The sequence below is a fragment of the Kitasatospora sp. NPDC001159 genome, assembly GCF_053598235.1.
On sequence record NZ_JBSFJV010000042.1, the window covers coordinates 57,027 to 67,255 of the forward strand.

Sequence of the window (10,229 nt, forward strand, 5' to 3'; positions counted from 1 at the left end):
CGCGCGCCCGCGGGCGCGCGGAGCACCCAGACAGGCGCGCTACGGTGGGGCGGACGGCCCGCGCACCCCGCGCGTACGGCCCGTTGATCGCCGGCACGACGAAGGTGGGGACGACAGACCGTCATGGCTGAGCACAGGGTCCGGGTCACCCAGGACAGCGCATCCCGCTGGCGTCGCCGCGCGGGCGAGTACGACACGCTCGCGGAGGCCCTGGCGGCCGCCGAACCGGGCGACACCGTGACCGTCCGGCCGGGGACCTTCCGGGAGAACGTGCTGCTGGACAAGCCGGTGACGGTCGTGCCGGCCCAGGGCCCGGGCACCGTCCGGATCGAGCCGGCCTCCGGGGTGGCGCTCACCGTCACCGCCGCCGCGACCGTGCGCGACCTGGTGATCGAGGGCGGCGACAGCTCCAGCCCGGCCGTCCTGGTCACCGGCCCGCAGGCGACGCCCGCGTTCAGCGGCTGCCGGGTCGAGACCCGCTCCGCCACCGGGATCGAGGTCGGCGGCGGCGCCCGGCCGACCCTGCGCGGCTGCGTGGTCGCCAACCCCGGCGGGCTCGGACTGCGGCTGCGAGGCGAGGGGACCGCCGCCGCCTTCGAGGACTGCGAGGTCGCCGCGGCCGGTCAGGCCGGGCTCGCCGTCCTCGGCGGCGCGACCGCCGCGCTGGACCGCTGCCGCGTCCACCACACCTCCGGCGCCGGAGTGCTGCTCTCCGACCCGGGCAGCGCGGCCGAACTGACCGGCTGCGAGATCTACGAGATCCGTGGCAGCGGCGTACAGGCCGAGGCACAGGCCGGCGGACGGCTGGTCGACTGCGAGATCCACCGGGTCACCGGCAATGGCCTGACCCTGGACGGCGAGGCCGAGCTCGTACTCACCGGCTGCCGGGTGCACGACCTGCCGGAGAACGGCGCCGACCTGCGCGGACGCTCCCGGCTCAGCCTCGTCCACAGCACCGTGCGGGACTTCGGGCGCGGCGCGCTGTCGGTCTGGGACCAGGGCACCGAGGCGGTCGCCGAGTCCTGCCAAATCCACGGCTCCACCGGCGAGTACCCGGCGCTGTGGGTCAGCGACGGCGCTCGGCTCACCCTCACCGACTGCTCGCTGCACGACCTGCCGGACGCGCTGTTCGTCCTCGACCGGGACTCCGCCGCCGTCGCCGAGGGCTGCTCGTTCAGCCGGATCCGCAGCTCGGCGGTCTCGGTCAGCGGCGGGGCCACCGTCTCCCTGGCCGGCTGCCGGGTGCAGGAGGCCGGCACCGGGCTCTGGTTCCGCGACCACGGCAGCGGCGGACTGCTCACCGGCTGCGAGATCTCGGACGTGGCCACCGGCGTCATCGTCACCAAGGGCGCCGACCCGGTGCTGCGCGACTGCACCGTGCGGGCCAGCACGGACGCCGGTGTGTACGTCTCGGCGCAGGGGCGGGGCACCTTCGAGGACTGCCGGGTCTCGCACGGCAAGGGCTTCGGCTTCCACATCATCGACGGGTGCCGCACCCAGCTCACCCGGTGCCGGACGGAGCAGAACGAGCGGACCGGGTTCGAGTTCTCCGAGCCGGGGCCGATCACGGAGGGGTGCACGTCGGACGATGTCGGGCCGGCCGCCCCTGCGGGCGCCGCCACTGAGGTACCGGCGCCTCGGGCGGCCCAACTGACCGCTGCCATGGCCGTGTTGGCCGCTCCTCCGGGGTCTTCGGCGGCCTCGGCCTCGGCTTCGTCTGCGATCGCCCCGATCCCGGACTGCCGGCCTGCCGACGAGGCGCTCGCCGAGCTGGACTCGCTGGTCGGGCTGGCGACGGTGAAGCAGGAGGTGCGCACCCTGATCGACCTGATCTCGGTCGGCCGGCGCCGCCGCCAGGCCGGGCTCAAGGCGCCCTCGCTGCGCCGCCACCTGGTGTTCACCGGCGCCCCCGGCACCGGCAAGACCACAGTCGCCCGGCTGTACGGCGAGATCCTCGCCTCGCTCGGGGTGCTCCAGTGCGGACACCTGGTCGAGGTCGCCCGGGTCGACCTGGTCGGCGAGCACATCGGCTCCACCGCGATCCGCACCGCCGCCGCCTTCGACCGGGCGCGCGGCGGGGTGCTGTTCATCGACGAGGCGTACGCGCTCGCGCCCGAGGACGGCGCGCGGGACTTCGGGCGCGAGGCGATCGACACCCTGGTCAAGCTGATGGAGGACCACCGCGACGAGGTGGTCGTCATCGTGGCGGGCTACACCGCCGAAATGGAGCGCTTCCTGTCCGCCAACCCCGGTGTCTCGTCGCGGTTCTCACGCACCATCACCTTCCCCGACTACACGGCGGACGAGCTGCTGGAGATCGCCCGGGCGCAGTGCGCGGAGCACGAGTACGCGCTCTCCGAGGCGACCGAGGGCGCGCTACTGGACCACTTCGCCCGGCTGGAGCGCGGCCCCAACTTCGGCAACGGGCGCACGGCCCGGCAGGTGTTCGAGACGATGGTCGAGCGTCATGCGGTGCGGGTGGCGGCGCTGGCCGACCCGTCGACGGAGGAGCTGCAGCTCCTCGTGCCGACCGACCTGCCGACGGTGCCGCTGCCGTAGGGGTTCGGGGGCGGTCGGGGACGGTCGGGGACGGTCGGAGTCGGTGGCCCCGTCGGCCGGGGCGCTCTTCACGCTCTTCGCGCTCCTCTCGGCGGTCAGGAACTCGGCTGCGGCACTGACCGTTGACGCCAGCATGGGCATGCTTCTGACGGGTGCGGCGGGCGGGCTACTGCTGCCGGCCGGGCTGGTGGTGCTGTTCTTCCTCGGTGCGGTGGTGCGGCGACTGCGCGCCCGTCCGACGGCGGCGGGTTCGGCCGGTGGGCGCGGCGCGGGTGCGACCGCGACGGAGGAGCTGCACGCGCTGCTGTACCCGAGCAAGCGGGTGCAGCTGGAGCAGCGGCGGGTCGAGCTGGTGCTGCGGGACGACGAGCACGACGGCGCGCCGAAGCGCACGGGGATCGACCTCGCTGGCGGGCGGGCGGTGATCCGCAGGCCAGCGGACGGCTGACGACGGGCCGCTGACGGCTGAGGTCTGAGGGCGAACAGATGGCGGCTGACGGCTGACAGACTCTGAAAGCTGTCAGCCGTCACCCGCCCCCAACCACTCCCCGCCCCGCGACCCGCCTACCCCGACAGCCGCCCACGGCTCCACCGCCACCTTCCTCGGCGTCCACGGCGCGACCGCGGCCTGAGGGCGTCAGCCCGTCCAGGAGCCGCCCGCCAGGAAGGACTCCATGGCGGCCCGGTAGGGCGCGATGTCGATCCGCTCTCCGACCAGCCAGTCGTCGGAGTAGTACTTGTCGAGGTAGCGGTCCCCCGGGTCGCAGATCAGACCGACCACGCTGCCCGTACGCCCGGCCGCCCGCATCTCGGCGACGATCCGCAGCGCGCTCCACAGCCCCGTCCCGGTGGAGGCGCCCGCCTTCTTCCCGAGCACCTGCTCCAGCACGCGCACCGCGGCGATCGAGGCGGCGTCTGGCACCTTCATCATCCGGTCGATCGCCCCGGAGACGAAGCTCGGCTCCATCCGGGGCCGTCCGATGCCCTCGATCCGGGAGCCGCTGTCGCAGACGGCGTCCGGATCGTGGTGCACCCAGCCGTCGAAGAAGCAGGAGTTCTCCGGGTCCGCGACGCAGATCCGGGTGTCGTACTGCATGTAGTGCACGTAGCGGGCGATGGTCGCCGAGGTGCCGCCGGTACCGGCGGTGGCGACGATCCAGGCCGGCTCGGGGTGCGGCTCCAGCCGCAGCTGGGCGAAGACCGACTCGGCGATGTTGTTGTTGCCGCGCCAGTCGGTGGCCCGCTCGGCGTAGGTGAACTGGTCCATGTAGTGCCCGCCGGTCTCCTCGGCGAGCCGGGCGGAGGCCGCGTACACCTCGTCCGAGCGCTCGACCAGGTGGCACTCGCCGCCGTGGAACTGGATCAGGTCGATCTTGGCCTGGCTGGTGCTCTTGGCCATGACGGCGATGAACGGCACCCCGATCAGCTGGGCGAAGTAGGCCTCGGAGACGGCGGTGGAGCCGCTGGAGGCCTCGATCACCGGCTTGCCCGGGCGGATCCAGCCGTTGCAGAGCCCGTAGAGGAAGAGCGAGCGGGCGAGACGGTGCTTGAGCGAGCCGGTCGGGTGGGTGGACTCGTCCTTGAGGTAGAGGTCGATCCCCCACTCGGCCGGCAGCGGGAAGCGCAGCAGGTGGGTGTCGGCGGAGCGGTTGGCGTCAGCCTGGACCTTGCGCACCGCCTCCTTGAGCCAGTCGCGGTACTGCGGGTCCGAGCGGTCGACGTCGACGGTCGGCTCGATGCCGGGGATCCCACCGGGCTGGGTACTCATTGGTCACTACTCCCTCGCTGCGGCCCCCCGCTGCTCACTACGAGCGTACGAGGGTCACGATAAGTGACCGTTTTCAGAAGCCCAGCTTCCGCTTATCACCCCTCGGGCGACACCGCCGACCCCTCGTCAGACCGGCCCGCGTCAGACCGACCCTGCCACGGGCCGGCTTCAGGCCGGCACCGACTGCGGGTCCGCCAGGTACGGTCCCCAGCCCAACTCGGCCGCGCCGGCGAGCGCGCCATGCTCCAGCTCCGCCCCGACGATCGGCACCCGTCCGCTGCGCCCCCACAGGCAGCGCTCGGCGACCACCGCGCGCAGCCGGTCGGGGGCGGCCTCCAGCAGGTCGAGGTGGAGGCCGCTGAGCACCACCCGGTCCGGGTTGAGGATGTTGGCGACGCCGGCCAGCCCGAGCCCGAGCCGGTCGATGACGTGCTCCACCGCAGCCCGCGCCCGCTCGTCGGTCGCGGCCGCCCAGCACAGCTCACGGGCCTGGTCGAGCAGCGGGCGCCCGGGCTCCGGGGTGAACCCGGCGGCGGCGAACAGCGCGTCGGGGTCAGTCTCGGAGTTGAGGCAGCCCCGGTTGCCGCAGACGCAGGGGCGACCCTGCGGGTCGACGGTGAGGTGGCCGACCTCCAGGGCGAGTCCGGCGCTGCCGGTGTGCAGGTGGCCGTCGATCACCAGCGCGCCGCCGACGCCGCTGTGGCCGGAGGTGACCAGCAGCAGGTGGCGGGCACCGCGCCCGGCGCCGTGGCGGTACTCGGCGAGCGCGGCGAGGTTGGCGTCGTTGCCGACGAAAGTGGGCAGCGGACGCAGGACGTTCGGCCCGTGGTCGGCGCGGCCGACCTCGACGTCGTACAGGTCCGCGACCGGGGTGCCGCTGGGCCAGGCGAAGTGCAGTGCGGCCAGCGCGGTGCCGTCGGGCTCGGTGACGGGATTGGGCAGCGCGAGCGAGGCGGCCAGGCAGCGGCGGTCGGTCGAGCGGGCCAGTTCGGCACCCGCCTGGGCGACCGCGCGCAGCATCCGGACCGGGTCGGTGGCGGCGGGCAGCGACAGGTGGACCGGCGGGTCGAGCAGCCCGCCGAGGCCGGCCAGGGTGACGCTGAGCTGGTCGGCGTGGATCTGCCCGGCGACTACCACCGGCCCCCGGGGGTCGATCGCCAGCCGGTGCGAGGGTCGGCCGCGACCGCCGCCGGCCGGGCGCGAGTCGACCGTGATCAGGCCGAGCGCCTCCAGTTCGGCCGTGACCGCCCCGGCGGTGGCCCGGGTGACGTCCAGCGCGCGGGTGAGCGCGGAGCGGGTGGGGGTCTGGCCGGTGTGGATGAGCGACAGCGCAGGGCCGAGCAGCGTCCGACCGCGGTCGGGGGCCGCACGGCGGTTGGCGTCGCGCGGCGCGTCGGGGTCGGCCCCGGAGCGAGGCCTCGGGCTTGAAGGTGAGAGCTGCACGCCCCTATTGTGACTTTGTGCCGCTTCGAAACAAAATTCCCCTCCCAGTCTCGCAGCACAACCCCGGTGACCGACAGTCCCTGGGGCCCCGCACGGCTCGCACTCACCGCCTTCTTCGCCGTCGACGGCTTCCTCTTCGCCGCCTGGGTCGTCCGCATCCCGGACGTCCGCAGCCAGGTCAGCGCCTCGCACAGCGCCCTCGGCCTGGCCCTGCTCTGCCTGTCGATCGGCGCCGTCCTCACCATGCCGGTGGTCGGCCGGCTCTGCCTGCGGTACGGCTCGCGACCGGTCACGGTGGGCTCGCTCGCCCTGCTCAGCCTCGCCGTCCCGCTGCCCGCGCACGCCCACTCGGTGCTCTCGCTCGGCGGTGTGCTGCTGCTCTTCGGCGCCGGGTACGGGGGCGCCAACGTCGCCATGAACAGTGCCGCCGTCGACCTGGTAGCACAGCTGCGACGGCCCGTCATGCCCAGCTTCCACGCCGGGTACAGCCTCGGCGGGCTGCTGGGCGCGGGCCTCGGCGGGCTGCTCGCCGACCGGCTCACCACCGCCTGGGCGCTCGCGCTCGGCGGGCTGCTGGGCCTGGCCGTCACCGTCGGCGCGGGGGTCGTGCTGCTGCGCAGCCCGGCGGCGCCGATGGTCGCGCCTGAGCCCTCGGCCAAGGGCACGACGGACCGGCCGGCCGGGGGCCACGCCCGGTTGCTGGTGCTGCTGCTCGGCCTGACGGCGCTGTGCACCGCGTACGGCGAGGGGGCGATCGCCGACTGGACCACCCTGCACCTCACCGACGACGTCCACGCGAGCGCCGGGACGGCCGCCGCCGGGTACGCCGCGTACGCCTTCGCGATGACCAGCGGGCGGGTGGGCGGCACCTGGCTGTCGATCAGACTCGGCCAGACCCGGCTGATGCTGCTCGGCGGACTGGCGGCCGCGGTCGGCATGCTGGTCGCGGCACTCGCCCCGGCGGCGCCGGTCGCCATCGGCGGCTTCGTCCTGGTCGGCCTCGGCCTGGCCAACCTGTTCCCGCTCGCCATCGCCCGGGCCGGCGCGACGGGCGGCCCGCAGGGCGTCGCGCTCGCCTCGACGCTCGGGTACGGCGGGATGCTGATCGGACCGGTGGTGATCGGCTTCCTCGCCGACGCGGCCGGACTGCCGCTGGCCCTGACCACGGTGGCGCTCGCGGCGACGGCGGCGGCGTTCCTGCCGCTGGCGGTGCGGCGGCGCTGACGGCGGCGAACGGATGACAGCGAACGGATGACAGCTGTCGCCATCTGTCATCCGTTCGCTGTTACTCGCCCCGGCCCCCGCTGCCGCACCCGCCGCAAAAGTGGCAGGATGCGGCCCCATGACGACCAGCGGACGCATCCAGGTACTGCGCGCCAGCGAGCGCCCCGCCACCGCGTGGCTCAACGGGGGCGGGGTGACCAGGGAGGTCGCCGGGTTCCCGGCCGGGGCCGGGCTGGACGGCTTCGACTGGCGGGTCAGCCTCGCCGATGTCGCCTCCGCCGGCCCCTTCTCCCCCTTCCCCGGCATCGACCGGGTGATCACCCTGGTCGAGGGCGCCGGCATGGCCCTCACCGTGGACGGCTCCGAGCAGCGGGTGGACGCGCCGTTCCGCCCGTTCGCCTTCCCCGGTGACGCCACGACGGACTGCCGGCTGCTCGGCGGTCCGGTGGTGGATTTCAATGTGATGACCCGCCGCGGCCGGGTCGAGGCCGTCGTGGACCTGGTCAGCGCACCCGGCCTGGTGGAGGCCCCGCCGGCGGCGACCGTCCTGCTGGTCTGCCTCTCCGGTTCGGCATCCCTCGACGGCACCGAACTGGCCCGCTTCGACGCCGCCCTGCTCACCGCCCCCGGTCCGTACGAGCTGCGCCCGGCCGGCGGCACCACCGCCGCCGTCACCTTCCGCCCCGTCCACTGAACGACGCGCCGCCCGCGCCCCCGGGACGGCCAGGGGCACGGGCGGCGGTCAGCGGCCGGCGCTCAGCCGCAGAGCACCGGCGTGGCATGCGCCGGGTCCAGCGCGTTGGTCACCAGGTGCAGCGCCGTCGGCGAGAAGGCGATCGCCACGTGCTCGGCGAGCGTGATCGGGCAGTGGTCCTGCAGCACCTCGTTGTCGACGTCCGGCCCGCTCAGGAACTGGGTCTGCCACGGGGTGACGACCTCGTCGTAGACCGTCGAGATCACCGTGTAGCTCACCCCCGGCACGGTGTCCGGACGGGAGGCCATGGTCAGGTTGAAGTCGGAGCCCACCGCCTGGTCCCGGCAGGCCTGGCAGACCGTGTAGATCAGGTCGGCGACCCCCGGGAAGTACGGCGCGAGCTTGGTGATCCCGTCGAGGGTCGTGCCGTGGTTGGAGGGCGCCAGGCCGACCAGCCGGTCCACCTTCGAGGCCCCGCCGAGGAACTTCAGGTAGTAGTTCGGCAGCATGCCGCCCTGCGAGTGCCCGACGATGTCGACCTTGGCCGCGCCGGTCGCGTTCCGCACCAGGTCGACGAAGGTCGCCAGTTGGGCTGCCGAGGCGGGCACCGGCCCGAGCCCGCCGATCGGCAGCAGCAGGCCGCTGCCGGTGGAGGTGATGCCGGGGATGGTGCCGTAGTCGAGGGCGAAGACGCAGTACCCGAGGCTCTTCAGCAACGGGGAGAGCGCCAGCCAGTTCTCGTAGCGGTTGGCGAAGGTGCCGTGCACCAGGACCACCGGGTTGGGGTGTGCGACGGTCGGTCGGCAGCTCCAGTCGTTGGCGCCGGGCGGCGAGGCCACCGAGTCGCCGTCGGGCGGGAGTTCAGCGGCGGCGGCCGGGGCCGCGGTGACCGCCGGGGCGGCCGAAGCCGGGCCCGCCGTCGCCCCCGCCAGCAGCGCGCCCGCCAGCAGGGTCGCGCCGAAGGCTCCGCCGAGCCGACGACGCAGGGGAGTTGCGGAGAAGCGGAGAAGTGGGGTTCTCAACTGTTGCCTCCACAGCGGAAGTTTGTTACCAACAGGTAACCCGAGTGGCTCAATGATGCGGTCGCCCCTCCGGCCCGGCCCTTGGGTGTTCCCCAGACCTGGACGGTGTTCTCTGTGACCGGTCACAACGCACCCCACTGCACGCCCCCGGACACCCCCGAAACCGCGCCGACCTGGCACGTCCCGGTGATCGGCGGCCGACCGGCCGACCAGCTACTGCTCGGCGGCGTCCGCGAGTTGGCCGTGAGCGTGGTCGCCGCCCTGCTCGACCGCGTGCCGCTCTACCGCCGCCTCCCGCGGGAGCAGCTCGCCGGCGAGCTCACCCGGGACACCGAACGCCGCATCCGCGCCCTCGCCCACGCCGTCCGCACCGGACTCCCTGCCCCCACCGCAGAGTTCAGCGCCGTACGGGAGGCCGCCGCGCGCCGCGCCGAGGAGGGCCTGCCGCTGGACGCCGTACTCCTCGCCCACCACCTCGGGCTGGAGGTCTGTTGGGAGTTCGTCACCCGGGACGCCCACGCCGGTGACGCCGCCGACCTGCTGGTGCTCAACCGGCTGCTGCTCGACCAGCTCCGCCAGGCCACCACCGCCGCCGGCGCCGGATACCTGGACGGTCGCCGCCCGGCCGGCGACCGGCGCTCCACCGCCCGGCAGTCCCTGCTCACCGCACTGCTCGCCGGCACTCCCGCCGAGGAGGCCGCCGTCAGAGCAGGCGTCCGGCTTCCCGCCGGTTACGCCGTGCTCTGCCTGTCCATCGCCGACCACCCGGACGAGCACGCGCCCGGCGTCGACCAGGGCATCGCCGCCCGCCGCAAGCTGCGCCGCTTCGTCGCCGAACTCGACCACCGCACCCGGCAGTCGGCGCTCATCGCGCTCACCCCGTCGGGCGGCCTGGTCCTCGCCCCGCTCGCCCCGGAACCCGAGCCGGCCGACCCAACCGCCCTCGAAGCCCCCTGGCCGCAGCTCGCCGCCACCCTCGCCGCCGCGGCCCGCACCGCCGGGGTGCCCGTGCTGGCCGGTGCGGCCGCCGCCGTACCGGCCGAGGTGCCCGGCGCGGCCGCGCTCGCGTACGAAGTCCTGGCCGTGGCCCGGGCGTTCGGCCGCCCGCCCGGTCTGCACCGGCTGGACGACGTGCTGCTGGAGTACCAGCTGACCCGGCCCAGCCAGGCCCGCTCCCGGCTCGCCGCACTGCTCGAACCGCTCGCCGACGGTGGTGAGTTGCTCACCACTCTGCGCACCCATCTGGCGGGCGGCCTCAACCGCCGCCTCACCGCGAGCGCCCTGCACCTGCATCCGAACACCGTGGACTACCGGCTGCGCCGGGTCGCCGTCCTCACCGGCCTGGACCCGTCCAGCCCGGCCGACGTCCTGCGGATCACTGCGGCCCTCGCCGCGCGCGCCGTCGAACAGTCCTCCCCGGCGCGCTAGGCCATGTCTCTCCGATCATGAGCGGAGCCAGATGATGACGGCCGCGAAGGTTACGGTGCCCAGGAACACGTGCCCTCGCTTGTCATAGCGG

Annotated in this window: 8 protein-coding genes; 5 read left to right on the forward strand and 3 right to left on the reverse strand. The window is 74.2% G+C overall.

Annotated features, from left to right (window positions below; genetic code table 11):
• The first annotated feature begins 123 nt into the window (after positions 1 to 123).
• A complete protein-coding gene (locus ACWC9T_RS22140) occupies positions 124 to 2,559 on the forward strand; it encodes a right-handed parallel beta-helix repeat-containing protein (protein ID WP_449822761.1) in 2,436 nt (811 codons plus the stop codon).
• Between the two features lie 133 nt (positions 2,560 to 2,692).
• Positions 2,693 to 3,007, forward strand: a complete 315-nt coding sequence (locus ACWC9T_RS22145) for a DUF6191 domain-containing protein (RefSeq protein WP_449822762.1) — start codon at positions 2,693 to 2,695, stop codon at positions 3,005 to 3,007.
• A 189-nt stretch (positions 3,008 to 3,196) separates the two neighbouring features.
• Here ACWC9T_RS22145 and ACWC9T_RS22150 read toward each other — a convergent pair whose 3' ends face one another.
• The gene (locus ACWC9T_RS22150) at positions 3,197 to 4,327 is read right to left on the reverse strand and encodes a PLP-dependent cysteine synthase family protein (RefSeq protein ID WP_449822763.1); all 1,131 of its coding nucleotides are present in this window, start codon (positions 4,325 to 4,327) and stop codon (positions 3,197 to 3,199) included.
• Between the two features lie 168 nt (positions 4,328 to 4,495).
• Positions 4,496 to 5,770 carry an ROK family protein gene (locus ACWC9T_RS22155; protein ID WP_449822764.1) on the reverse strand — a complete coding sequence of 425 codons (1,275 nt, stop codon included), beginning with the start codon at positions 5,768 to 5,770 and terminating at the stop codon, positions 4,496 to 4,498.
• A 66-nt stretch (positions 5,771 to 5,836) separates the two neighbouring features.
• Between ACWC9T_RS22155 and ACWC9T_RS22160 the strand changes: the two genes are divergently transcribed.
• Both ACWC9T_RS22160 and ACWC9T_RS22165 read left to right on the forward strand, forming a co-directional pair.
• The gene (locus ACWC9T_RS22160; protein WP_449822765.1) at positions 5,837 to 6,994 is read left to right on the forward strand and encodes an MFS transporter; all 1,158 of its coding nucleotides are present in this window, start codon (positions 5,837 to 5,839) and stop codon (positions 6,992 to 6,994) included.
• A 118-nt stretch (positions 6,995 to 7,112) separates the two neighbouring features.
• Positions 7,113 to 7,688, forward strand: a complete 576-nt coding sequence (locus tag ACWC9T_RS22165; RefSeq protein WP_449822766.1) for a HutD/Ves family protein — start codon at positions 7,113 to 7,115, stop codon at positions 7,686 to 7,688.
• Between the two features lie 62 nt (positions 7,689 to 7,750).
• Here the strand turns inward: ACWC9T_RS22165 and ACWC9T_RS22170 are convergent, their stop codons facing one another.
• Positions 7,751 to 8,674: an esterase/lipase family protein gene (locus ACWC9T_RS22170; RefSeq protein ID WP_449822770.1), complete on the reverse strand. Its 924-nt coding sequence runs from the start codon at positions 8,672 to 8,674 to the stop codon at positions 7,751 to 7,753.
• A 150-nt stretch (positions 8,675 to 8,824) separates the two neighbouring features.
• Between ACWC9T_RS22170 and ACWC9T_RS22175 the strand changes: the two genes are divergently transcribed.
• Complete coding sequence (locus tag ACWC9T_RS22175) at positions 8,825 to 10,138, forward strand: PucR family transcriptional regulator (RefSeq protein WP_449822767.1); 1,314 nt, start codon at positions 8,825 to 8,827, stop codon at positions 10,136 to 10,138.
• The last annotated feature ends 91 nt before the right edge of the window (positions 10,139 to 10,229 follow it).

What these genes read in the sequence shown, in the direction of transcription:
- ACWC9T_RS22140 (WP_449822761.1), top strand. Translation starts at nt 124, where the DNA reads ATGGCTGAGCACAGGGTCCGGGTCACCCAGGACAGCGCATCCCGCTGG.
- ACWC9T_RS22145 (WP_449822762.1), top strand. Translation starts at nt 2,693, where the DNA reads ATGGGCATGCTTCTGACGGGTGCGGCGGGCGGGCTACTGCTGCCGGCC.
- ACWC9T_RS22150 (WP_449822763.1), bottom strand. Translation starts at nt 4,327, where the DNA reads ATGAGTACCCAGCCCGGTGGGATCCCCGGCATCGAGCCGACCGTCGAC.
- ACWC9T_RS22165 (WP_449822766.1), top strand. Translation starts at nt 7,113, where the DNA reads ATGACGACCAGCGGACGCATCCAGGTACTGCGCGCCAGCGAGCGCCCC.